Source organism: Pseudomonas izuensis, from assembly GCF_009861505.1.
Classification (GTDB): domain Bacteria; phylum Pseudomonadota; class Gammaproteobacteria; order Pseudomonadales; family Pseudomonadaceae; genus Aquipseudomonas; species Aquipseudomonas izuensis.
Genome location: NZ_WTFT01000019.1, coordinates 111,634 through 135,387, shown reverse-complemented (window position 1 = coordinate 135,387; position 23,754 = coordinate 111,634). Strand labels below are relative to the sequence as shown.

At 60.4% G+C, this 23,754-nt stretch carries 17 protein-coding genes; 10 read left to right on the top strand and 7 right to left on the bottom strand.

Going from position 1 to position 23,754, the window contains the following annotated elements:
• Positions 1-156 precede the first annotated feature (156 nt).
• Entirely contained in the window at positions 157-1,851 is a 1,695-nt protein-coding gene (locus GPL81_RS18070) for an AMP-binding protein (protein ID WP_160107815.1), read from the top strand.
• Between the two features lie 664 nt (positions 1,852-2,515).
• On the opposite strand, the gene GPL81_RS18065 is transcribed toward GPL81_RS18070, so the two are convergent.
• From GPL81_RS18065 to GPL81_RS18055, 3 genes are all read right to left on the bottom strand, one after another.
• Positions 2,516-3,415 (bottom strand): hydroxymethylglutaryl-CoA lyase, encoded by a 900-nt coding sequence (locus GPL81_RS18065; RefSeq protein WP_160107814.1) that lies wholly within the window; start codon positions 3,413-3,415, stop codon positions 2,516-2,518.
• 154 nt (positions 3,416-3,569) lie between these two features.
• Entirely contained in the window at positions 3,570-3,971 is a 402-nt protein-coding gene (locus tag GPL81_RS18060) for a MerR family transcriptional regulator (protein ID WP_007980992.1), read from the bottom strand.
• Positions 3,972-4,167: 196 nt separating this feature from the next.
• Positions 4,168-5,097, bottom strand: a complete 930-nt coding sequence (locus tag GPL81_RS18055) for a LysR family transcriptional regulator (RefSeq protein WP_150768428.1) — start codon at positions 5,095-5,097, stop codon at positions 4,168-4,170.
• A 174-nt stretch (positions 5,098-5,271) separates the two neighbouring features.
• Here GPL81_RS18055 and GPL81_RS18050 point away from each other — a divergent pair, with 174 nt between their 5' ends.
• Positions 5,272-6,501 (top strand): acyl-CoA dehydrogenase, encoded by a 1,230-nt coding sequence (locus GPL81_RS18050; RefSeq protein WP_096510095.1) that lies wholly within the window; start codon positions 5,272-5,274, stop codon positions 6,499-6,501.
• Positions 6,502-6,612: 111 nt separating this feature from the next.
• Here the strand turns inward: GPL81_RS18050 and GPL81_RS18045 are convergent, their stop codons facing one another.
• Complete coding sequence (locus tag GPL81_RS18045; RefSeq protein ID WP_160107813.1) at positions 6,613-7,953, bottom strand: substrate-binding domain-containing protein; 1,341 nt, start codon at positions 7,951-7,953, stop codon at positions 6,613-6,615.
• Between the two features lie 187 nt (positions 7,954-8,140).
• Positions 8,141-8,953, bottom strand: a complete 813-nt coding sequence (xthA, locus tag GPL81_RS18040) for an exodeoxyribonuclease III (RefSeq protein WP_160107812.1) — start codon at positions 8,951-8,953, stop codon at positions 8,141-8,143.
• A gap of 329 nt (positions 8,954-9,282) precedes the next feature.
• On the opposite strand from xthA, the gene GPL81_RS18035 reads away from it, so the two are divergent.
• From GPL81_RS18035 to GPL81_RS18005, 7 genes are all read left to right on the top strand, one after another.
• Positions 9,283-9,933: a GNAT family N-acetyltransferase gene (locus GPL81_RS18035; protein ID WP_160107811.1), complete on the top strand. Its 651-nt coding sequence runs from the start codon at positions 9,283-9,285 to the stop codon at positions 9,931-9,933.
• 66 nt (positions 9,934-9,999) lie between these two features.
• Positions 10,000-11,727, top strand: a complete 1,728-nt coding sequence (locus GPL81_RS18030) for an autotransporter assembly complex protein TamA (protein ID WP_096510099.1) — start codon at positions 10,000-10,002, stop codon at positions 11,725-11,727.
• On the top strand, positions 11,724-15,398 hold the full coding sequence (locus tag GPL81_RS18025; protein WP_160107810.1) for a translocation/assembly module TamB domain-containing protein: 3,675 nt from the start codon (positions 11,724-11,726) through the stop codon (positions 15,396-15,398). The genes GPL81_RS18030 and GPL81_RS18025 overlap by 4 nt, the downstream gene beginning before the upstream one ends.
• A gap of 248 nt (positions 15,399-15,646) precedes the next feature.
• Complete coding sequence (locus GPL81_RS18020; protein WP_096510101.1) at positions 15,647-16,129, top strand: MarR family winged helix-turn-helix transcriptional regulator; 483 nt, start codon at positions 15,647-15,649, stop codon at positions 16,127-16,129.
• Positions 16,119-17,588 (top strand): efflux transporter outer membrane subunit, encoded by a 1,470-nt coding sequence (locus tag GPL81_RS18015; RefSeq protein WP_160107809.1) that lies wholly within the window; start codon positions 16,119-16,121, stop codon positions 17,586-17,588. Before GPL81_RS18020 ends, GPL81_RS18015 begins: the two co-directional genes overlap by 11 nt.
• Before the next feature lie 15 nt (positions 17,589-17,603).
• Positions 17,604-18,803, top strand: a complete 1,200-nt coding sequence (locus tag GPL81_RS18010; RefSeq protein WP_160107808.1) for an HlyD/EmrA/EmrK family protein — start codon at positions 17,604-17,606, stop codon at positions 18,801-18,803.
• A gap of 154 nt (positions 18,804-18,957) precedes the next feature.
• Positions 18,958-20,490, top strand: a complete 1,533-nt coding sequence (locus GPL81_RS18005; RefSeq protein WP_160107807.1) for a DHA2 family efflux MFS transporter permease subunit — start codon at positions 18,958-18,960, stop codon at positions 20,488-20,490.
• 49 nt (positions 20,491-20,539) lie between these two features.
• On the opposite strand, the gene lpxH is transcribed toward GPL81_RS18005, so the two are convergent.
• Complete coding sequence (gene lpxH, locus GPL81_RS18000; protein ID WP_160107806.1) at positions 20,540-21,292, bottom strand: UDP-2,3-diacylglucosamine diphosphatase; 753 nt, start codon at positions 21,290-21,292, stop codon at positions 20,540-20,542.
• The gene (locus GPL81_RS17995) at positions 21,289-21,792 is read right to left on the bottom strand and encodes a peptidylprolyl isomerase (RefSeq protein WP_095192734.1); all 504 of its coding nucleotides are present in this window, start codon (positions 21,790-21,792) and stop codon (positions 21,289-21,291) included. Before GPL81_RS17995 ends, lpxH begins: the two co-directional genes overlap by 4 nt.
• A 249-nt stretch (positions 21,793-22,041) precedes the next feature.
• On the opposite strand from GPL81_RS17995, the gene GPL81_RS17990 reads away from it, so the two are divergent.
• A complete protein-coding gene (locus GPL81_RS17990) occupies positions 22,042-23,739 on the top strand; it encodes a glutamine--tRNA ligase/YqeY domain fusion protein (protein WP_160107805.1) in 1,698 nt (565 codons plus the stop codon).
• Positions 23,740-23,754 lie beyond the last annotated feature (15 nt).

The window sequence follows — 23,754 nt, the reverse complement described above, 5'->3', positions numbered from 1 at the left end:
CACCTTTACGTTAACGTAAGCCTGTGACGAATGGCTGTCAATCACCCTTTACGTTAACGTCAACTTGAGCGAGAGTAGAGGCAGTTCAAGATAGAACGCGGAGCCACATTGTGGGAGACCGCGAGTAGCCCGTTAATAAAGACAATAGGGATCATCATGGATCAACCCACTGCAAACCCGCAGCGCAGCTACACCCGAGGTTCCCAGGACAAAGCCTTGCTGGCGATGACCATCGGCCAGGCGTTCGACAACACAGTGGCGCAGTATCCGACCGGGGAAGCGCTGGTCGTGCGCCATCAACAGCTGCGCTACACCTGGCGGCAGCTGGCGGAGACGGCGGACCTGCATGCCAAGGCACTGCTGGCGCTGGGCTTGCAGACCGGTGACCGTCTGGGCATCTGGGCACCGAATTGCGCCCAGTGGTGCATCAGCCAGATCGCCAGCGCAAAAATCGGCGTGATCCTGGTCAACATCAACCCGGCCTACCGCAGTTCCGAACTCGAATACGTATTGAAGCAATCCGGCTGCCGGTGGCTGGTTTGCGCCGGGGCCTTCAAGACCTCGAACTACCACGCCATGTTGCAAGGCCTGGTGCCGGAGCTGGCGGAGCAATCCATCGGCCAGTTGCACAGCGAGCGCCTGCCCGAGTTGCGCGGTGTCATCAGTCTGGATGCGCAACCGCCCAGCGGTTTCCTGCCGTGGTCGCAACTGGCCGAACTGGCCGGTGGCGTGTCGGACGAACAATTGCACGAGCGCCAGGACAGCCTGCATTTCGATCAGGCGGTGAACATCCAGTACACCTCCGGCACCACCGGTTTCCCCAAGGGCGCGACCCTCAGTCACTACAACATTCTCAATAACGGTTACATGGTCGGTGAAAGCCTCGGACTGACCGCCGCTGATCGCCTGGTGATCCCGGTGCCGTTGTACCACTGTTTCGGTATGGTCATGGGCAATCTGGGTTGCATCACCCACGGCAGCACCATGATTTATCCCAACGATGCCTTCGATCCCCTGTTGACCCTCAACACCGTCGCCGAAGAAAAGGCCACCGCGCTGTACGGCGTGCCGACCATGTTCATCGCCATGCTCGATCAACCGCAACGCGGCGAGTTCGACCTGTCGAGCCTGCGCACCGGGATCATGGCCGGTGCGACCTGCCCGATCGAAGTGATGCGCCGCGTCATCAGTGAAATGCACATGAGTGAAGTGCAGATTGCCTACGGCATGACGGAAACCAGCCCGGTGTCGTTGCAGACCGGTCCGTCAGACGATCTGGAATTGCGCGTCACCACTGTCGGCCGCACTCAGCCACAGCTGGAAAGCAAGATCATCGACGAGGCGGGCAACCCGGTACCTCGCGGCACTATCGGCGAACTCTGCACTCGGGGCTACAGCGTGATGCTCGGCTACTGGAACAACCCGGAGGGCACTGCCGAAGCGATCGACCAGGCAGGATGGATGCACACCGGTGACCTGGCGAGCATGAATGACGAGGGGTATGTGTGCATCGCCGGACGTAACAAGGACATGATCATCCGCGGTGGTGAGAATATTTATCCGCGCGAGCTGGAAGAGTTCTTCTTCACCCACCCGGCGGTGGCTGACGTGCAGGTGATCGGCATTCCTTGCTCGCGTTACGGTGAAGAGATCGTCGCCTGGATCAAGTTCCACCCCGGCCACAGTGCGACCGAACAAGAGCTGCAAGCCTGGTGCAAGGAGCGCATCGCGCACTTCAAGACGCCGCGTTACTTCAAGTTCGTGGAAGAGTTCCCGATGACCGTGACTGGCAAGATCCAGAAATTCCGGATGCGCGAGATCAGCGTCGCGGAGCTCAAAGCGAAGCTGTAGGAGCAATGCTTGCTCGCGATGGCGTCTTTTGCGCCACCGCGAGGCTGAATGTACCGACGCCATCGCGAGCAAGCTTTGCTCCCACAGGGCGTCGGTGATTTTGTTGAATCGCAGACAGCACAAAGGGGAGCCGAAGCTCCCCTTTAATTTTCGTTGCGCGTGCTCTTTTTTTATTATTGAGGGGCGGTCTGTTTTTGTTTTTGGCAACCGTTGCCCTTTACCGCTGTTTTTGGCGATCCCCATCCGGGATCAAGAGCAAACGTATTTTTTTGAGCGCTGATCTACTTTTTCGCTGAGCGATCCAACCAGTTCGGGAGCTACCTGAAGGTAGTTTTATTGTTCTCTGCCCGGTTGCGGGTTGCTCCGAAAAGCACCCTGAAAAGCACACCTTCTCCAAAAAAATCTGTTAGCTGCGTCTCTGCCGTGTTGTTTTTGTTATGTCAGAGTCGTTACGTCTTATTTTTATTAGCTTTGCTGCTTTTTTTGTTCTTGTTATGCCATAGAGATAGCAGGAGCCGTGCCAACTTTTAAAAACCCTTTAAAATCAATAACTTAATATTTTGTAAGATTTTTCTCTCAGGGAATCCCTGACAATTTGTTTCCGTGTTACTCGCTTTTCCCCACATTTCGGATGTCGCGGTAACACACGGCCGTGTCGTTGCACTCACTGTGCGCTTCGGGCCTTGGCCACGCGTGAACCGGTCGGGCGCCCCAGCACAGAGCAAATTTGCTGGCCGGCCACGATCAGGGCGTCCAGGTCGATGCCGGTTTCGATCCCAAGGCCATTGAGCAGGTAAACGACGTCCTCGGTGGCGACGTTACCGCTGGCGCCCTTGGCGTAAGGGCAGCCACCGAGCCCGGCGATGGAGCTGTCGAACACCGAGATCCCTTCCAGCAGGCTGGCGTAGATATTGGCCATGGCCTGGCCATAGGTGTCGTGGAAATGCCCGGCCAGTTTTTCCCGGGGTACATCTGCCGATACCACCTCAAACATCCTGCGGGTTGCGCCGGCGGTGCCGGTGCCGATGGTGTCGCCCAGAGAAACCTCGTAGCAGCCCATGGCATAGAGTTCACGGGCCACGCGCGCGACTTGTTCTGGTGCGACGTGACCTTCATAAGGGCAGCCCAGCACACAGGACACGTAACCGCGCACACTCACACCGTTCTGGCGGGCGGCGTCCATGATCGGTACGAAACGCTCCAGGCTTTCGCTGATCGAGCAATTGATGTTGCGTTGGGAAAAGGCTTCGGACGCCGCGGCGAACACTGCGACCTCTTTGACCCCGGAGGCGAGGGCGTCTTCAAAACCGCGCAGGTTGGGCGCGAGTGCGCCGTAGGTGACGCCCGGTTTGCGCTGGATCTGCGCGAAAACATCGGCGGAACCTGCCATCTGCGGCACCCATTTGGGTGAAACGAAACTGCCGACTTCTATATAGCCCAGGCCCGCGGCTGTGAGCGCGTCGACCAGTTGCACCTTGTCGGCGACACTGATGGGTTGAGCTTCGTTTTGCAGACCGTCGCGGGGGCCGACTTCGACAATGCGTACTTGGGTGGGGAGGGACATGGGATTCGACCTGTTCTTATTGTCTGAATGCTTCGAAAGTCCTGTAGGAGCGAGCCTGCTCGCGATGGGCGCAAGAGCACTGCGTTTATCCAGCAAGTGCGCGTTATCGTTAACCACCATCGCGAGCAGGCTCGCTCCTACAGGGGGCGGTGTTCTACTGGATTGATTCCTGGCTCTTGAGCGTCTGCTCCAGCGCCTGCACACAGCGCTCTTCCGCGGTATCCAGCTCCAGTTTCATCTGTTCGATGTCCAGCAGTTGCTGTTCCAACTGTTCCCGGCGCTCGCTGATTTTTGCCAGCATGCTGTGCAGTTGCTTGGTGTTACCGCTGGACGGATCGTAGAGCTCGATCAGTTCGCGGCATTCGGCCAGGGAAAAACCAATGCGCTTGCCCCGCAGGATCAGCTTCAGGCTGACCTTGTCACGAGGTGAATAGATGCGTTCCTGACCACGGCGCTCGGGGCTGAGCAGGCCTTGTTCTTCATAGAAGCGAATGGCCCGTGTGGTGATGTCGAGCTCGCGGGCGAGGTCGGAAATGCTGTAGGTCTGGCTGCTCATGGAAGCGCTCGCAAAAGGTCATGCGCTAAGCTAATGGCAGGTTGACGTTTACGTCAAGGGGCGGTTTTTTTCAGCGTTATCGCTGGCCCCATCGCGAGCAAGCTTTGCTCCCCCAGGTTCAGTACCAAACCCGTGGGAGCAACCTGTGGGAGCAAAGCTTGCTCGCGATGAACGATAACGCGGTCCAGAGCTTTACTTAAACCTTCTCCAGCTTCTTCTCATGCGCCGTCACCTGCTGGCACAACTCGATCATCTGCTCGCGCATCCAGCGGTTGGCCGGGTCCTGGTCGGTGCTTTCGTGCCAGTAGAGATGGGTTTCCACCGGCGGCACATCGTTGACCGGCAGGCTGAAGGCATGCAAGTCGTTACGGCGGGCGAAGCGCTCCGGCACGGTCATGACCATGTCGGTCTGTTGCAGCACTTGTGAGGCCATCAGGTAATGCTGGGAACGCAGGGCGATCTTGCGCTGGATGCCCATCTTGCCCAGGGCCAGGTCGACGTGACCCAGGCCGCTGCGACGGCTGGAAATATGGATGTGGGTCAGGCCCAGGTAATCATCAAGCGTGAATTTTTCCTTGGCGGCCAGCGGGTGCCCCTTGCGCATGGCACAGACGTAGCGGTCTTCCATCAACTTGACGTGGCGCACCTGCGGGTCCGTGTTGAGCGGCGCGTCCACGGCGAAATCGAGGCGGCCGGCCGCCAGTTCCTTGGTGGTCTCGCGGCGCTTGGACAGGAAACTCTCGATGATCACCGTCGGCGCGAGGCGGCGCAGGCGCTGGAACAGCGGCGGCAGGATCACCGCTTCGGTCAGGTCGGTCATGCTGATGCGGTAGGTCTTGACGGCCTGCAGCGGGTTGAAAATGCGGCTTTCCTGCACCGACACCCGCAGTAGCGAGAGGGCGTTACGCACCGGGCCGATGATGTTCTGCGCCATTGGCGTGGGCACCATGCCCTGGGCGGTGCGTACGAACAACGGATCGTTGAAGGTCTCGCGCAGGCGGGCCAGGGCGTTCGACACCGCCGGTTGGGTGATGCCGACAATCTGCCCGGCACGGGTCAGGTTGGCTTCGGTGTAGATCGCGTCGAAGACGATGAAAAGGTTGAGGTCGACCTTGCTCAGATTCATTTACGCGGCTCTCTTATTGTGTGGACGGGCAGCCTTGGCTATCAGTCGATCATATATCGGTGATGAATGTTAATACACGCCGAGAATAGGCTAGGTAAATTTTCATGGCTGTTCTAGCATCGATTGCATGAACTAAACAACTCCTTTGACCCCAGCAAAAAGGTAGATCTGCTCATGGATTTCGCTTATTCGCCCAAGGTGCAAGAACTGCGTGAACGCGTGACTGCGTTCATGGACACCTACGTCTATCCCGCCGAAGCCGTGTTCGAACGTCAGGTTGCCGAGGGCGATCGCTGGCAGCCGACGGCGATCATGGAAGAACTCAAACTCAAGGCCAAGGCCGAAGGCCTGTGGAATTTGTTTCTGCCTGAGTCCGAGCTCGGTGCCGGCCTGACCAACCTCGAATACGCGCCACTGGCGGAAATCATGGGCCGCTCGTTGTTGGGCCCCGAGCCGTTCAACTGCTCGGCGCCGGACACCGGCAACATGGAAGTGCTGGTGCGCTACGCCAATGAAGAACAGAAACAGCGTTGGCTCGAACCGCTGCTACGCGGCGAGATCCGCTCGGCGTTCGCCATGACCGAACCGGACGTTGCCTCCTCCGATGCCACCAACATGGCTGCCCGCGCGGTGCGCGATGGCGACGAGTGGGTGATCAATGGCAAGAAATGGTGGACGTCCGGCGCCTGCGATCCGCGCTGCAAGATCCTGATCTTCATGGGCCTGAGCAACCCCGACGCGCCGCGCCATGCCCAGCACTCGATGATTCTGGTACCGGTCGATACCCCCGGCGTGAAGATCCTGCGTCCGTTGCCGGTGTTCGGTTATGACGATGCGCCCCATGGTCACGCCGAAGTGTTGTTCGAAAACGTGCGGGTGCCGTACGAAAATGTCCTGCTGGGCGAAGGGCGCGGTTTCGAGATTGCTCAGGGTCGCCTCGGCCCAGGCCGGATTCACCACTGCATGCGTTCGATCGGCATGGCTGAGCGTGCGCTGGAACTGATGTGCAAACGCTCGGTGAACCGTACGGCGTTCGGTAAGCCCCTGGCACGCCTGGGCGGCAACATCGACAAGATCGCCGACTCGCGGATGGAGATCGACATGGCGCGCCTGCTGACGTTGAAAGCGGCGTACATGATGGACACCGTCGGCAACAAAGTGGCCAAGAGCGAAATCGCGCAGATCAAGGTGGTGGCGCCGAACGTGGCCTTGCGGGTGATCGACCGGGCCATCCAGATTCATGGCGGGGCAGGGGTGTCGAATGATTTCCCGCTGGCCTACATGTATGCCATGCAGCGCACCCTGCGGCTGGCCGACGGTCCGGACGAAGTGCACCGCGCGGCGATCGGCAAGTTCGAGATCGGCAAGTACGTGCCTAAAGAGATGATGCGTAGCGGTCAGTAACGCACCTGTGGCGAGGGGATTTATCCCCGTTGGGTTGCGAAGCAACCCCAAAAAAAAGGACTGCTGCGCAGTCCAACGGGGATAAATCCCCTCGCCACATTTGTCCGCATTTCAATACACCCAAACCTCAACCCGCCGATTCTTGATCCGCCCTTCATCTTCATTGTTCGCCGCCACCGGCATTTCGGCGCCAAAGCCGCGGACCTCGCGCAACACCACGCCGCTTTTCACCAGTTCCCGCCGCACCGCCATGGCCCGGAGTTTCGACAACAGGTCGGCGCGTGCCGGATCGCTCTTGGCATCACCAAACCCCACCAGCGTGACCTGCCGCTCGGTTTTGTCATGCTGCTTTATATAATCGAGTACCCGTGACAGGTCCTGTCGGGCCTTGTTGTCGAGGCTGGCGCTGCCTTCTTCGAAACGAAAATTGACCGTCAATCGCTGCGCGTGACGGCTGAGTCCCTGATAGCCCTCGGGCATCAGCGCATTCGGGGTGACGGCCATGGCCTGCACGGTCTGCGCGATAAATCCGTTGGCGGCAACAATCGCCTGACCCTGGCTGCTTTGGGCGTAGGCCACCAGCGCCTCGGCCCAGGGATTTTTCCCGTTCGGTGGCAAGTAAAAGAACAAGCGGCGGGACAACGGATAGTCTTCGGTGGCGATCAGGCTGCTCTGCGGCAACATGGCCTGGGATTGCCCATCGACAATCGCCACGGTCTTGGCCTGGCGCACGTAGGGCAGGCCAATGAAGCCAATGCCTTGGGGGTCGAGGCTGACCGCATCGGACAATTGCTCGCTGGATTCGAAGCGTTTCGCGGCACCGCTCAGGGTTTTTCCGTGGCCATTGAGGACCAGCTCCTTGAACGTGTCGTACGTACCGGACTGATCATCCCGCGCATACAGATGAATCATCCCGCCACTGCCGCCGAGTTCTTCCCAGGTTTTCACTTCACCACTGAAAATGCGTGCCAGTTGCACGGTGTCGAGCTGGTTCAGTGGGTTTTGTGGATGAAGGATGATCGCCAGGCCGTCGATGGCAATGACCTGTTCCGCTCTGGCACTTTTCAGATCGCCCAGTGATTGAAGGTCGAGCACCTCACGGTCCTTGATCGGACGTGAGGAGGCCGCCAGATCGGCGCTGCCGGTTTTCAGTGCGGTGAAACCGGTGCTGGAACCGTGGGCTGTCAGCTCCACTTCGATCCGGCGCCCCTGTACGGTTTCACCCACGATCCGCAGTTCATTGGCCTTGTCCGGGGTTTCGCTGTGTACTTTTTTAAGGCCCTGTTGGCGCAGCAAACCTTCGACCAGTGCCGGGCCCAATGCCGCGCCGATGGTGTTGGAGCCCTGGATGCGCAGCACCGGGCCTTGCTCGGGCGTCGGCAGATCGCTGGCCGAGGTTGTTAGCGGCAGCCAGGCGCAGAGCATCAACAGGAACAGAACGCGCAGCGTCATGCCGGCACCTTACATAGCGAAAGAGGTGCCGGGAGAATAAGTCAGTAAGGTTTCCGAAATATGACACTTTCCATTGTGGGAGCGAGCCTGCTCGCGATGAGGTCGTGACATTCAACATAGATGTTGGCTGACAGTCCGCTATCGCGAGCAGGCTCGCTCCTACAGGGGAGTTGCGTAGGGCTTGAGGTCAGCTCAATTCAAGCCAGATGGGCGCATGATCCGACGGTTTTTCCATGCCGCGCAGTTCGTAGTCCACGCCCGCATCCTTGACCCGTGGCAGCAGGCCGTGGGACGCCAGGATCAAGTCGATGCGCAATCCACGCTTGGGCTCGTCTTCAAACCCGCGGCTGCGATAGTCGAACCAACTGAAACGATCGGTCACATCAGGGTTGAGGTGACGGAAACTGTCCACCAGGCCCCAGTTTTTCAAGCGGGCCATCCACTCGCGCTCTTCCGGCAGGAAGCTGCATTTGCCGGTTTTCAGCCAGCGTTTCATGTTGTCGGGGCCGATGCCGATGTCGCAGTCTTCCGGGGAGATATTCACGTCGCCCATGACGACAAGCGGCTGGTCGTTCTTGAACTGGTTTTCCAGCAATTGCTGCAAATCGCTATAGAAGCGTTCCTTGGCGGGGAATTTGGTCGGGTGGTCGCGGCTTTCACCTTGTGGGAAATAGCCGTTCATGATGGTCACCGGCAGGCCATTGGCATCGGCGAACGTGCCCCAGATGAAGCGCCGCTGCGCGTCTTCTTCATCGGTGGCGAAACCTTTGTGCAAAGCCAGTGGTTCCTGACGCGAGAGCAGGGCGACGCCGTAATGTCCCTTTTGCCCGTGGAAATATACGTGGTAGCCCAGGGCCTTGACTTCATCGAGGGGGAACTGGTCGTCGTGGACCTTGGTTTCCTGCAAGCCGATCACATCGGGCTGGTGCTTTTCAATCAGCGCCGCCAGCTGATGGGGACGGGCGCGCAGCCCGTTGATGTTGAAGGAGACAATCTTCATGGTCGGCAGTCCTGGCAAAAGGGCGATGCTAGCTGACATGTCGGAATGGGGCCAGTGGTCAGTCGGATCTTCGTCGACGGTGCGGGCCTCATCGCGGGCAAGCCTTGCTCCCACAGGTTCTCGGTCCAGCTTTACCTGTGGGAGCAAGGCTTGTCGGATCGCCGCACCGCCGCGATGAGGCCCGCACAATCAGAGCTGTATCGACTGGCAGAGCCTGCTCCCACAATCAATGAGTCTGGTCTATACCTGTGGGGGAACCGTGTCATCACCCAAAGGCTCCTACCAACAAGAGCGCAGCCACCCGAGCCGCGCCGGGGAGATCAACCGTCATGCCCGAAAACTCCACCGCGATTGCCGATATCCACATGCTCGACAGCGGTTATTCCCGCGAAGCGCGTTCCCTGTTGTACCAGGCTTACCGGCACGAACCGACATTCGGTTACCTGTTCGAGGCGGAACGCCCCGGTTATGAACAGCGGGTGCGCGCCACTGTGCGGGAACTGGTCAAGCAGCACTTTCTGCAGGATTTCCCGGCCATCGGCCTGCTGGTCAACGATCGCTTGATTGGCATCGCGCTGATCGCGCCCCCACTGCGTCGGCTGGGTATCACCGAAAGCTGGGCCTGGCGTTTGCGCATGGTGCTCAGCACGGGATTTCGCTGTACCCGTCGCTACCTTGAGTATCACGATGCCGTAGCGGCGTGCGTGCCGTCCGATTCGGTGCATGTTTTGCCGTTGCTGGGGATTCATCCGCAATTCCAGGGCAAGCATTTCGGCGAGCAGTTGCTGCAAGCAGTGCACAACTGGTGCGCGGTGGATGAAAAATCCCAGGGGGTGATTCTCGACACCGGGGATCCGCGATATCTGGAGTTCTACAAGCGTCAGGGCTATGAGGAAATCGGCGAGGTGGCTGTAGGACCGATCCGTGAACATGTGTTTTTTCACGCCAACCCCCAGGTGGTGCAAACCGCCACGGCATAAGAGTGAGAACTTTCCGGCCACGCTATGCTCTATCACGCTCTCAAGCTCGTGATAGCATCCGCGCCTATGAAGTTTCCAGGAAGATTTACCAGTGGCGTGCTCATGCTGATCAGCAGCTGCGCGGCACTGGCCCAAAGTGAATTGGATGTGCGGATCAAACCGTCCAACGATGCACTGAAAGCCAATATAGAGGGCTATATCGGCAGTCTCGGCGATCGTGACGAAGAAGCCTTGTTGCGCTTCAGTCGAGGCGCCGAGGAACAGGCGCGCAAGGCAGCCCAGGCTTTGGGTTATTACCAGCCGCAGATCGACAGCAAAGTGACGGGGGGCAAGACACCGCACCTGATACTCGAAATCGACCCCGGCGAGCCAGTGCATCTGCGCAATGTCACCATCCGCGTCGACGGCCCGGCGGCCTCCCTCAAAGCCTTTCGTGTGCCCAAGGGCCATGCGCTGCAAACCGGGGCAGTGCTCAATCATGGCCAATACGAGGATGCCAAGCGGCTGATCCAGAATCAGGCCTCGCGCTACGGTTTTTTCAGTGGCCGTTTCACTCGTTCGACGTTGTCGGTCGACCCGCGGGCCGGGGTGGCCGATATCGAATTAATCTACGACAGCGGCCCGCGTTACTCCCTGGGCAAGGTCAGTTTCGAAGGCGACACGCCGTTCGACGAAGACCTGCTGCAACGCATGGTGCCGTTCAAAGCCGGTACGCCGTATGACTCCGAACTGATCGCCGAACTCAACCAGGCACTGCAATCGAGCGGCTATTTCGAGGGCGTTCGTGTGGATGCCGCGCCGACGGCTTCCAAGGAGGATGTCATCCCGGTGGACGTCAAACTGGAAACCCGCAAGCCACGGACCATGGGCCTCGGGCTTGGTTTTTCAACTGACGTCGGCCCACGGGTCAAGGCCAACTGGACCCGGCACTGGGTCAACCCGCAGGGTCACAGTTATGGCTGGGAGACCGAAATCTCGGCGCCACGGCAAAACGTCGGGTTGTTCTATGACATTCCGCTGGACCCGCCGCTGACGGACAAACTGCGGTTTGCCGGTGGTTATCAGAACGAAGAAATTGCCGACAAGGACAGCCTCAGCAAGATGCTGACCCTGGGCCCCGAATGGCACAGCAAGTTGCCCAGTGGCTGGCAGCGGGTTGTGTCGCTCAAGTGGCAGCGCGAGGAATATCGGCTCGGCGATGACTCCGGGCTCAGTACGTTGCTGATGCCGGGCGTGAGTTATTCGTACCTTAAAAGCGATAACCGCATCGATCCGCACAACGGCTATCGCCTGGCATTCGAAACCAAAGTGGCCAAGGAAGGTTTGGGCTCGGACAACAACCTGGTGTACGGCACGGCGCTGGTCAAAGGCCTGACCACGGTGTTCGACAAACACCGTTTGCTCGGTCGGGTGCAGGTCGGCGGCAGTGCCACCAACGGTTTCAAATCGGTGCCGCCGTCGCTGCGGTTCTTCGCCGGTGGCGACCAGAGCGTGCGCGGTTATGACTATCAGAGCCTGTCCCCGGAAAACAGCGAGGGTGACCGTATCGGCGGCCGCTACATGGTCGCGGCCAGTGCCGAGTACCAATACTCCATCGCCGAAAAGTGGCGGGTCGCGACCTTCGTCGACCAGGGCAACTCCTTCAATACCCTCGATCTGCCGAACCTCAAGACCGGGGTCGGCATTGGCGTGCGCTGGGTCTCGCCGGTAGGACCGATCCGCCTCGACCTGGCCCATGCACTGGACGACGATGGCGGTATTCGATTGCACTTTTCCATGGGGCCTGAACTGTGAAGCGTGGTTTGACCGTAACGCTGCTGGCGATTCTGGCGCTGTTGATGCTGGTGGTCTTGACGTTGGCCACGGTGCTGGGTACGGCGGCGGGCAGTCGCTGGGCACTCGGTTTTGTGCCGGGTTTGAGCCTGGACAATTTCCAGGGGCATCTAGGGGGACAGTGGAGCGCCGACCATGTGCTCTGGCAGCAGGACACCAGCCGGGTTGAACTGGATAAAGTGATTTTCGCCTGGTCGCCGTTGTGCCTGACGCGCATGACCCTGTGCATCGAGCAGTTGAAGGCCGATCAGGTCAGCCTGCAATTTCCGCCCGGTGCGCAAGAAGAGAGCAGCGGGCCGATCAGTCTTCCGGATTTGCAGTTGCCCGTGGCGCTCGAACTGGGCGACGTTCGGATCGGCCGCCTGTTGTTCAACGGCAGTGAACAGCTCAAGGGCCTGCAACTGGCGGCGCACTGGACGACCAGCGGCTTGCAGATCGACTCGGTCAGTTTGCAACGCGATGAGCTGAGCCTGAAGCTGTCCGGCCTGCTGCAACCGTCCGGCAACTGGCCGCTCAAGGCAGAAGGCAAACTCATGCTTCCTGCGCCAGGCACCGAGCCATGGGCACTGGCCCTGAAAGTCGATGGCAACCTGCTCAAGACCCTGAACCTGAAAGCCGACAGCAGCGGCTACTTGAACGGGCAACTGACCGGCGAACTACAACCGCTGGTGGAAAACTTGCCGGCCAAGGTGCGGATCACCGCTGACGGCTTCAAGGCCAGCGCCGACTTGCCGGACACCCTGCAACTCAATCAACTGGAACTCACCGGTGCCGGTGACCTGAAAAACGGTTATCAGTTGCTCGGCAACGCCACGCTGCCTGCCGAACAAGGCCCGGTGGCGCTGAGGCTGCAAGGCAAGGTCGACGCCAACGGTGCGCAGATCGCGGCACTGGACCTGACGGCCAGCGACAAGCAAAGCCTCAAGCTCACGGGGCAACTGGACTGGAGCAAAGGCTTCAGCGCCGAAGCCAAGGTCGATTGGCTGGATTTCCCCTGGCACCGCCTCTATCCGTTGATCGATGAGCCGCAAGTGGCCTTGCGCACCTTCAAGGGCGAAGTCTCCTACACCGACGGCCAATATCTCGGGCACTTCGACGCCGTGGCGGATGGCCCGGCCGGAGCGTTCAGCCTGAGCAGCCCGTTCGCCGGCGACCTGACGAAGATCTACCTGCAACAGATCCAATTGACCGCCGGGCAGGGCAAGGCCGAAGGGCACCTGAACCTGCAATTCGCCGATGGCATTGCCTGGGACACCGCGCTGGACCTTTCGGCGATCAACCCGGCGTACTGGGTCGCGGAACTGCCGGGCATCCTCGCCGGACCGTTGCGCAGCAAAGGCGAGATGAAGAATGAAAAACTCAGCCTGAGCGCCGACCTTGATCTGAAGGGCAAGCTGCGTGGCCAACCGGCGGTATTGCAAGCCAAGGCCGATGGCGGCGGCGAGCAATGGAACCTGAATGCGCTGCAAATCCGTCTGGGCGACAACAGCATCAATGGCAAGGGCAGCCTGCAACAGAAGCTTGTCGGGCAGATCGACATCAAGTTACCGCGCCTGGCCCAGCTCTGGCCGCAATTGCGCGGCCAGATCAATGGTCGCGTGGATGTCGCCGGTACGCTCAAGGCACCCCAAGGCAAGCTCGGGCTGCAAGGTACGCAGCTGGCGTTCGCCGACAATCGCCTGCAAAGCCTGAACCTGGACGCCACCCTCGACAGTGCGCAACGGGCGAAAATCGACCTCAAGGGCAGCGGCATCCAGACCGGCGATACCGCGCTCGGCACCTTGACCGCCAGCGGCCAGGGCGACATCAAGAACCAGAAACTGAGCCTCGACCTGCAAGGACCGAAGCTGAAACTGGCCCTCGGCCTGGATGGCGCGCTGGACACCGGCAACTGGCGCGGCCGCCTGGCCAGCGGCGATATCCAGGCCGGTGGCCAGGACTGGAAACTCCAGGGGCCGGCAAAACTGGAGCGGCTGGCGGACGGCCAAATCAACTTTGGCGCCCACTGCTGGATGTCCGGCCAGGCCAGCCTCTGCGGCGAAGATCAGCGGCTGATACCTGAGCCGAAGCTGCGTTACCACCTCAAGCAATTTCCGATCGACAGCCTCGCGCAGTGGCTGCCGAAGGATTTCACCTGGCAGGGCCGACTCAACGCCGACGTGCAGCTGGACCTGCCGGCCAGCGGTCCGAACGGGCAGGTCAGCATCGATGCCAGTGGCGGCACACTACGGATCAAGGAAAAGGACCAGTGGCTGGACTTCCCGTATCAGACGCTGAAGCTCACCAGCAAACTCACACCCAAGCGCATCGACACCGACCTGAATTTCGTCGGCGGCAAACTCGGCGAATTGATGGTGCAGGCACAGATCAACCCGCTGCCGAAGAACAAACCGGTGACCGGTTCATTCCGCTTGAGTGGCCTGGACCTGTCGGTGGCGCGTCCGTTTGTGCCCATGGTGGAGAAACTGGCCGGGCGATTGAATGGCAGCGGCACGATTTCTGGCGGATTGCTGGCACCGCAGGTCAACGGCAATCTGCTGTTGAGCGATGGCGAGGTGTCCGGGCCTGAGTTGCCGCTGGCAATCCAGGCCTTGCAACTGCGGGCGGTGATCGCTGGCGAAACGGTGCAACTCAACGGCGATTGGAAAAGCGGCAAGACCGGACAGGGCAGCCTCAACGGCAATATCGCCTGGGGTCAGGCACTGATGGTGGACCTGGCGCTCAAGGGCTCGCAGTTACCCGTCACCGTCGAACCTTACGCCAAGCTCGAAGTGGCGCCAGACCTGAAAATCTCGATCAAGGACGACAAGCTGGCGGTCGCCGGCAAAGTGCGGGTGCCCAAGGGTGACATCACCATTCGCGAGTTGCCGCCATCGACGGTCAAGGTGTCGGATGACACGGTGATCGTCGGCCAGCAGACCGAAGAGGGCAAGCCGCCGATGGCCACGGTCATGGACATCGATGTAGTGGTGGGGGAAGACAAACTGAGCTTCGCCGGGTTTGGCCTGACGGCGAACCTGCAAGGTCATGTGCACATCGGCGACAACCTCGACACCCGTGGCGAGCTCTGGCTCAACGACGGGCGTTACCGTGCCTACGGCCAGCGCCTGACCGTGCGCCGTGCGCGCCTGTTGTTTGCAGGTCCCATCGATCAGCCGTATCTGGACATCGAAGCGATCCGCCAGACCGACGACGTGATCGCCGGCATTCGCTTGAGCGGCAGTGCCGAGCAGCCGACCACGCAGATTTTCTCCGAGCCGGCCATGAGTCAGGAGCAGGCGTTGTCTTACCTGGTGCTGGGGCGTCCGCTGAGCACCACGGGTGAAGACAACAACATGCTCGCCCAGGCAGCGCTCGGGTTGGGCTTGATGGGCAGTTCGGGGGTGACCGGCGGTCTGGCGAAAAACCTGGGCATCGAGGATTTCCAGCTCGATACCCAGGGCAGCGGCAACACCACCAGCGTGGTCGCCAGCGGCAACCTCTCCGAGAGGCTCAGCCTGCGCTATGGCGTCGGAGTGTTCGAACCGGCCAACACCATTGCCTTGCGCTACAAGCTGAGTAAAAAGGTCTACCTCGAAGCGGCTGGCGGCGTGGCCAGTTCGCTGGACATCTTCTACAAGCGGGATTTCTAGATCCCGTTCCTTCCTAAACCGAGTCGTTTCCTTCGCTGGCGAGCCAGCTCCTACAGGTCCGTGTGATCTTGTAGGAGCTGGCTTGTCGGGCCGCCGCATCGCAGCGAAGGCGTCAGTGTGACCACCCCAAAATCCGACGCCATTGGTCAACTATTTACCAAGCAACCTAACTATTGCGTTGACATTCGCTGCCTAGGCAGTAACATCTCGACATACATTCACTGCCTAGGCAGCTAACTGGTGGTCAGATGAAGCATTTCTCCCCGGACGATTTCCACAATTGCCATCTCGGTCTGCTGCTTGGGCGCGCTGCGCTGCTCAAGGACAAGATCATCGACACGCACATGGAACCCCACGGCATCACCGCCGCGCAGTTCAAGGTGCTGATCATCATGGCCCAGTTTGGCGTCGATACACCGGGCGAGCTGTGCCGGCACTTGTCCCTGGACAGCGGTTCGATGACCCGCATGCTCGATCGTCTGGAACAGAAAGGTTTCCTCGCCCGCCAGCGCTCCGAAGCGGACCGCCGCCAGGTGCGGCTGGTGCTGACCGAAGAGGGCCAGAAACTGGCCGATCGCCTGCCGCACATCGGCGCCGATGCCATGAACGAACTGGCCGGTGCCGTGACTCCGGAGGAGCTGCAAACCCTGGAACGTATCCTCAAGAAAATTTTGCTGGCAGCCGGTGACTCGATCACCCTGCTGCGAGTAGGTGGTAACGATGAACAGTAAAACCCTGCGCACCGGCTTGAGCCTGGTGCTGTTGGCCATGAGCCTGGCCGGTTGCGCCAATTACAGTGGCCTGACCACCGAAGGCGTCAGCCTCGATGCGAAGAGCCTCAAGGCCGGGCAATCCCTTGGCGATGTGAAGCTGTCGCCGGCGGCCTGGCCGAAAAGCGACTGGTGGAAAAGCCTCGGCGATCCGCAGCTCGACGGTCTGATCCGCGAAGCCCTGCACGACAGTCCCGACATGCAGATTGCCGACGCCCGTGCCCATCAGGCCAGCGCCGCTGCTTACGCCGCCGATGCCGATCGGATGCCGACCCTCGATGCCAGCGCGGGCGTCAGCCGTTCGCGCCTGGCCCGGGACCAGGACCCGAGCGGGCAGGGCGACCGCTACGCGACGCTGCGCAATATCAGCGCCAGCTTCAACTACAACTTCGACCTCTGGGGCGGCCAGCGAGACGCCTGGGAAGCCGCATTGGGCCAGGCCCGGGCTGCCGAAGTGGATCGACAGGCAGCACAATTGACACTGTCCGCCGATGTCGCCCGCGCCTACAGCGATCTGGGCCAGGCGCACATCGTTCATGACCTGTCCGCCGAAGACCTCAAGCGCACCCGGCAAATGCTCGACCTGAGCAAGCGCCGACTGAGCGCCGGGATCGACAGTCAGTACCAGTTCCAGCAGACCGAAAGCCTGGAAGCCACTTCCCAGGCCAATCTGATCGACGCCGAAAAACGCCTGAACAGCGCGAAAATCGCCCTGGCTGTGTTGCTGGGCAAGGGGCCGGACCGCGGCAATGACATTGCCCGACCGCAAATCCTCAAGGCCAGTGCCGTGGCGTTGCCGTCGGTGCTGCCCGCCGAGTTGCTCGGTCGTCGTCCGGACCTGGTGGCCGCGCGCTGGCGGGTCGAAGCGGCGAGCAAGAACATCGACGCCGGCAAAACCCGCTTCTATCCCAACTTGAACCTCAGTGCCGCCGCCGGTGCCGAATCGTTGTTGGGCGATGCGATGTTCGGTTCGGCGAGCCGCTTCTTCAACATTGCGCCAACCCTTTCCGTGCCGATTTTCGACGGTGGCCGCCTGCGCGCCGAACTCGATTCCCGCGACGCCGACTACGACCTCGCGGTGGCGCAGTACAACAAAAGCCTGGTGAAGGCATTGGGGGATGTCAGCGACAGCATCAACCAATTGCGTGATATCGGCCGGCAAATCGCTGCCCAGCAGCACGCCACCGACATCGCCCAGGATTCTTACAACACCGTGGTCCAGCGGTACGGTTCCGGCATCGGTAACTACCTGGACGTGCTCAGCATCGAGCAGCAATTGCTCCAGGCCCAGCGTCAGCTGGCCAACCTGAATGCCGAGCAGATCGATCTGTCGATCCAACTGATGCAGGCGCTGGGCGGTGGCTTCCAGCCTGAGGCCATGGCCTCGGCCAACGCTGCTCCAGTCACGCTGACCCATTAATTCAAGGTATTTGTCATGGCCACTGCCGATACAACCCCAACTGAAACACCCCAGGGCAATCCCAACTCGGGCAAACGCAAGTTCATGTTGTTGATCCTTGCCGTCGCGGTCGCGTTGAGCGGCGCTGGTGTCTGGGCTTATCACGAGTTTTATGGTCGCTGGAGCGAAAGCACCGACGACGCCTACGTCAATGGCAACGTGGTGGAAATCACCCCGCTGGTCACCGGCACGGTGGTCAGCATCGGTGCCGATGATGGCGATCTGGTTCATGAAGGCCAGGTGCTGGTGAACTTCGACCCCAACGACGCCGAGATCGGTTTGCAAAACGCCCAGGCTCAACTGGCCCGCACCGTGCGTCAGGTTCGCGGCTTGTACAGCAACGTCGACGGTATGAAAGCCCAGGTCAATGCGCAACAGGCTGAAGTGCAGAAGGCTCAGGACAACTTCAACCGACGGAAAAACCTCGCCGCCGGCGGCGCGATTTCCCAGGAAGAGCTGTCCCACGCCCGCGATGACCTGACCTCGGCGCAGAACGCCCTGGCCGACGTGAAGCAAAAACTGAAGACCACCAGCGCGCTGGTCGACGACACCGTGGTGTCATCGCACCCGGACGTGATGGCCGCCGCCGCGCAATTGCGCCAGGCCTACCTGAACAACGCCCGCAGCACCTTGATCGCGCCGGTCACCGGTTACGTGGCCAAGCGCACCGTGCAACTCGGCCAGCGTGTGCAGCCGGGTACGGCACTGATGGCGGTGATCCCGCTTGATCAGCTGTGGATCGACGCCAACTTCAAGGAAACCCAATTGCGCGACATGCGCATCGGCCAACCGGTGGAAATCGAAACCGACCTCTACGGCAGCAGCGTGAAATACAGCGGCACCATCGACAGTCTCGGTGCCGGTACCGGTAGCGCGTTTGCCTTGCTGCCGGCGCAGAACGCCACGGGTAACTGGATCAAGATCGTGCAGCGGGTGCCGGTGCGGGTTCATGTCAACGCCGAAGAACTGGCCAAACACCCCTTGCGGGTCGGCCTGTCGACCATGGTCGATGTCGATTTGCACGATCAGAGTGGCCCGGTGCTGGCGCAACAGCCACCGCAGAAGGCGTCGTTCAGCACCAGCATCTATGACCGTCAGTTGGCCGAGGCTGACGCGATGATCACGCAACTGATTCATGACAACAGCGCCGCGGTCAGCAAAACCGCGAATCGCTGATTCGCCAATTTGCCATCAACCGGACCCTGTAGGAGCGAGCCTGCTCGCGATAGCGGACTGACATTCAACATCAATGTCGACAGAACCACCGCTATCGCGAGCAGGCTCGCTCCTACAGGGTTAGCGGCACCAGCCGAGATTCAAAGGATTCGCGATGAGCAATAACGCGTCTTTCACGCCACCCAGCCTGGTGCTCAGCACCATCGGCCTGTCGTTGGCGACCTTCATGCAAGTGCTCGACACCACCATCGCCAACGTGGCGTTGCCGACGATTTCCGGCAACCTGGGCGTGAGTTCGGAGCAGGGCACCTGGGTGATCACCTCGTTTGCGGTGAGTAACGCGATTGCGCTGCCGTTGACCGGTTGGCTCAGCCGGCGTTTCGGCGAGGTGAAGCTGTTTATCTGGGCAACGCTGCTGTTCGTGCTGGCGTCATTCCTGTGCGGGATTTCCACCACCATGCCGGAACTGGTGGGCTTTCGGGTCCTGCAAGGAGTGGTGGCGGGGCCGTTGTACCCGATGACCCAGACGCTGATGATTGCAGTCTATCCCCCGGCGAAACGGGGGATGGCCCTGGCGCTGCTGGCGATGGTGACGGTGGTGGCGCCGATTGCCGGGCCGATCCTCGGGGGCTGGATCACCGACAGTTACAGCTGGCCGTGGATCTTCTTTATCAACGTGCCTATCGGCCTGTTCGCCGCGTGGGTGGTCACGCAACAGATGAAGAAGCGTCCGGTGGTCACCAGCCGTCAACCCATGGACTACGTCGGCCTGATCGCGTTGGTCATCGGCGTCGGTGCGTTGCAGATTGTCCTCGACAAAGGCAACGATGCCGACTGGTTCGAATCCAGCTTCATCATTATCGGCTCGGTGATTTCCGTGGTCGCCCTGGCGTTCTTCGTGATCTGGGAAATGACCGATGAGCACCCAGTGGTCAACTTGAGGTTGTTCGCCCATCGCAACTTCCGCTACGGCACCATTGTGTTGATTCTGGGGTATGCCGGGTTCTTCGGTATCAACCTGATCCTGCCGCAATGGTTGCAGACCCGTTTGGGCTACACCGCGACCTGGGCCGGTTTAGCCGTCGCGCCGCTGGGTATCCTGCCGGTGCTGCTGTCACCGTTCGTCGGTAAATACGCACCGCGCTTCGACATGCGGGTGCTGGCGGGCGGGGCGTTCCTGGCTATTGGCCTGAGCTGTTTCATGCGTGCCGGGTTCACCAATGAAGTGGACTTCCAGCACATCGCCATGGTGCAGCTGTTTATGGGCATCGGCGTGGCGCTGTTCTTCATGCCGACCCTGACCATCCTGCTGTCCGATTTGCCGCCGCACCAGATTGCCGACGGCTCGGGCCTGGCCACGTTCCTGCGGACCCTGGGCGGCAGCTTCGCGGCATCGTTGACCACCTGGATCTGGATCCGCCGCGCCGACCAGCACCATGCCTACCTGACCGAAAGCATCACCCCGTTCGATCCGGCGACCCGCGAAGCGCTGACCCATCTGGGCGGGGCAGGGGCGAAGGCCTACACGCAGCTGGAGCAGACGGTGATCAGCCAGGCGTACATCATGTCCACGGTGGATTACTTCACCTTGCTGGGCTGGATGTTCATGGGCTTGATCCTGATCGTGTGGCTGGCCAAGCCGCCGTTTACCGCGAAGGCGGGGCCTGCGGCCTCCGCCGGGCACTAAACACATTATCCCTGTGGGAGCAAGCTTTGCTCCCACAGGGGGGCGGTAATCAGTTAGCAGGTGCTGCAAGTTGCGGCGGCGGGGCAAAATCAAACGGCGCCAGCGCAAACCCCTGCTCATCCACCTGCAACGCCCAACCCTGACGATCCCAGTCCCCCAGCACAATACGCCGGGCCGCCTGATCGCCAAGTTGCAACTTGTGGATGGCCGGGCGGTGGGTGTGGCCGTGGATCAGGGTTTTCACCCTGTACTGCTGCATGATCCGCGGAATCTCTTCGGGTGTGACATCGACGATGTCATTGGCCTTCATCCGCGTTTGCGCACGGCTTTCACTGCGCAGCTTGCGCGCCAGCTTGTGCCGTGTGCTCAACGGCAGATGCCGCAGGATGAACAGGCTGATGGGGTTGCGCAGGTAGCGACGCAGCTTCATATAGGCTTCGTCACGGGTGCAAAGGCTGTCGCCGTGCATCAACAGCACCGGCTCGCCGTTGAACTGCACGACACTCGGGTCTTTCAGCAGGGTGCAGCCGGCCTGTTTGCAGAAGGCCTGGCCGAGCATGAAATCGCGATTGCCGTGCATCAGGAAAATGGCCGTGCCGCTGTCGCTCAAATCGCGCAGGGCCTGGCAGATGGAGCGCTGGAAAGGGGTCATGGCGTCATCGCCAATCCACACCTCGAAAAAGTCGCCCAGAATGTACAACGCACTCGCCGAGCGGGCGCGTCCGGCGAGCAAATCCAGAAACGCCCGGGTGATGTCCGGGCGCTCCTCTTCCAGATGCAAGTCTGAAATCAGCAATATCACTCAATGATCTCGGCTTTCTCGATGATCACGTCGTCTGCCGGTACGTCCTGGTGGCCGGACTTGGAAGTAGTGGCCACGCCTTTGATCTTGTCGACAACGTCGGTGCCGGCGGTCACTTTACCGAATACCGCGTAGCCCCAGCCTTGTACGTTCTTGCCGCTGTGGTTCAGGAAGCTGTTGTCAGCCACGTTGATGAAGAACTGGGCGGAAGCCGAATGCGGCTCCATGGTGCGAGCCATGGCGACGGTGTATTTGTCGTTGGAAAGACCGTTGTCGGCTTCGTTCTGGATGCTTGGGCGCTTGTCTTTCTTTTCTTTCATGCCAGGCTCGAAACCGCCGCCCTGGATCATGAAGTTGCCGATGACACGGTGGAAAACGGTGTTTTCGTAGTGGCCGGCCTTGACGTATTCAACGAAGTTGGCAACGGTGATCGGTGCCTTTTCAGCGTTCAGTTCGAGGACGATGTCGCCGAAGTTGGTGGTCAATTTGACTTGGGTCATGTTGGCTACTCTTTCAAGGAATTCGTGGGTGTCGAGGCAGCGCGGCCCCTAACCGTGTTGGTCTGTTTCGACCAAGGAGCGCAGTTTAGCGCGACAGGCGCGAATTTCGAGGCTGTTTTTCATTTGCATCCGATTAAATGCAGCCGTTTTCGGGCCTGCTCTGTCAGCGGCTTGACGGCATCGGCTATGATAGCGGCTTTGTTTTGTCCGGCCTTCACGCAGGCCATGCACTTGTACGCCAAGGATCCTATGAGCAAGCCCACTGTCGACCCTACCTCGAATTCCAAGACCGGCCCTGCCGTGCCGGTCAACTTCCTGCGGCCGATCATCCAGGCAGACCTGGACTCGGGCAAGCACACGCAGATCGTCACCCGTTTCCCGCCGGAGCCCAACGGCTACCTGCACATCGGCCACGCCAAGTCGATCTGCGTGAACTTCGGCCTGGCCCAGGAGTTCGGCGGCGTGACGCACCTGCGTTTCGACGACACCAACCCGGCCAAGGAAGACCAGGAATACATCGACGCGATCGAAAGCGACGTCAAGTGGCTGGGCTTCGAGTGGTCCGGTGAAGTGCGCTATGCCTCGCAATACTTCGACCAGTTGCACGACTGGGCCGTCGAACTGATCAAGTCCGGCAAAGCCTATGTCGACGACCTGACGCCTGAACAAGCCAGGGAATACCGTGGCAGCCTGACCGAGCCTGGCAAAAACAGCCCGTTCCGCGACCGCAGCGTCGAAGAGAACCTGGACCTGTTCGCCCGCATGAAGGCCGGCGAGTTCAAGGACGGCGCCCGTGTGCTGCGCGCGAAGATCGACATGGCCTCGCCGAACATGAACCTGCGCGACCCGATCATGTACCGCATCCGTCACGCTCATCACCACCAGACCGGCGACAAGTGGTGCATCTACCCGAACTACGACTTCACCCACGGTCAGTCGGATGCCATCGAAGGCATCACCCACTCGATCTGCACCCTGGAGTTTGAAAGCCACCGTCCGCTGTACGAGTGGTTCCTCGAAAACCTGCCGGTGCCGGCCAACCCGCGCCAGTATGAGTTCAGCCGCCTGAACCTGAACTACACCATTACCAGCAAGCGCAAGCTCAAGCAGTTGGTCGATGAAAAGCACGTCAATGGCTGGGACGATCCGCGCATGTCCACGCTGTCGGGCTTCCGCCGCCGTGGCTACACGCCGAAATCGATCCGCAACTTTTGCGAAATGATCGGCACCAACCGTTCCGACGGCGTGGTGGACTTCGGCATGCTCGAATTCAGCATCCGCGACGACCTCGACCACAGCGCCCCACGCGCCATGTGCGTGCTGCGTCCGCTGAAAGTCGTGATCACCAACTACCCGGAAGGCCAGGTCGAAAACCTCGAACTGCCGTGCCACCCGAAAGAAGACATGGGCGTACGTAAGTTGCCGTTCGCCCGTGAGATCTACATCGACCGTGAAGACTTCATGGAAGAGCCGCCAAAAGGCTACAAGCGCCTGGAACCGGCTGGCGAAGTGCGTCTTCGTGGCAGCTACGTGATCCGTGCCGACGAAGCGATCAAGGACGCCGACGGCAACATCGTCGAGCTGCGTTGCTCGTACGATCCGGACACCCTGGGCAAGAACCCTGAGGGGCGCAAGGTCAAGGGCGTGATCCACTGGGTGCCGGCCGCCGCCAGCGTCGAGTGCGAAGTGCGTCTGTACGATCGCCTGTTCCGTTCTCCGAACCCGGAGAAGGCCGAGGACAGCGCCAGCTTCCTGGACAACATCAACCCTGATTCGCTGCAGGTGCTCACCGGTTGTCGTGCCGAGCCTTCGCTGGGCAACGCACAGCCGGAAGACCGTTTCCAGTTCGAGCGCGAAGGCTACTTCGTCGCGGATATCAAGGACTCGAAACCCGGTCAGCCGGTATTCAACCGTACCGTGACCCTGCGTGATTCGTGGGGCCAGTGATTCAAGGATTTAAGA

Excerpts from the sequence above, each read along its gene's own strand:
- GPL81_RS18050 (WP_096510095.1), top strand. The coding sequence starts at position 5,272 with ATGGATTTCGCTTATTCGCCCAAGGTGCAAGAACTGCGTGAACGCGTG.
- GPL81_RS18045 (WP_160107813.1), bottom strand. The coding sequence starts at position 7,953 with ATGACGCTGCGCGTTCTGTTCCTGTTGATGCTCTGCGCCTGGCTGCCG.
- GPL81_RS17990 (WP_160107805.1), top strand. The coding sequence starts at position 22,042 with ATGAGCAAGCCCACTGTCGACCCTACCTCGAATTCCAAGACCGGCCCT.
- GPL81_RS18065 (WP_160107814.1), bottom strand. The coding sequence starts at position 3,415 with ATGTCCCTCCCCACCCAAGTACGCATTGTCGAAGTCGGCCCCCGCGAC.
- GPL81_RS18030 (WP_096510099.1), top strand. The coding sequence starts at position 10,000 with ATGAAGTTTCCAGGAAGATTTACCAGTGGCGTGCTCATGCTGATCAGC.
- GPL81_RS18010 (WP_160107808.1), top strand. The coding sequence starts at position 17,604 with ATGGCCACTGCCGATACAACCCCAACTGAAACACCCCAGGGCAATCCC.
- GPL81_RS18035 (WP_160107811.1), top strand. The coding sequence starts at position 9,283 with ATGCCCGAAAACTCCACCGCGATTGCCGATATCCACATGCTCGACAGC.
- GPL81_RS17995 (WP_095192734.1), bottom strand. The coding sequence starts at position 21,792 with ATGACCCAAGTCAAATTGACCACCAACTTCGGCGACATCGTCCTCGAA.
- GPL81_RS18060 (WP_007980992.1), bottom strand. The coding sequence starts at position 3,971 with ATGAGCAGCCAGACCTACAGCATTTCCGACCTCGCCCGCGAGCTCGAC.
- GPL81_RS18070 (WP_160107815.1), top strand. The coding sequence starts at position 157 with ATGGATCAACCCACTGCAAACCCGCAGCGCAGCTACACCCGAGGTTCC.
- xthA (WP_160107812.1), bottom strand. The coding sequence starts at position 8,953 with ATGAAGATTGTCTCCTTCAACATCAACGGGCTGCGCGCCCGTCCCCAT.
- GPL81_RS18020 (WP_096510101.1), top strand. The coding sequence starts at position 15,647 with ATGAAGCATTTCTCCCCGGACGATTTCCACAATTGCCATCTCGGTCTG.
- GPL81_RS18005 (WP_160107807.1), top strand. The coding sequence starts at position 18,958 with ATGAGCAATAACGCGTCTTTCACGCCACCCAGCCTGGTGCTCAGCACC.
- GPL81_RS18055 (WP_150768428.1), bottom strand. The coding sequence starts at position 5,097 with ATGAATCTGAGCAAGGTCGACCTCAACCTTTTCATCGTCTTCGACGCG.
- GPL81_RS18015 (WP_160107809.1), top strand. The coding sequence starts at position 16,119 with ATGAACAGTAAAACCCTGCGCACCGGCTTGAGCCTGGTGCTGTTGGCC.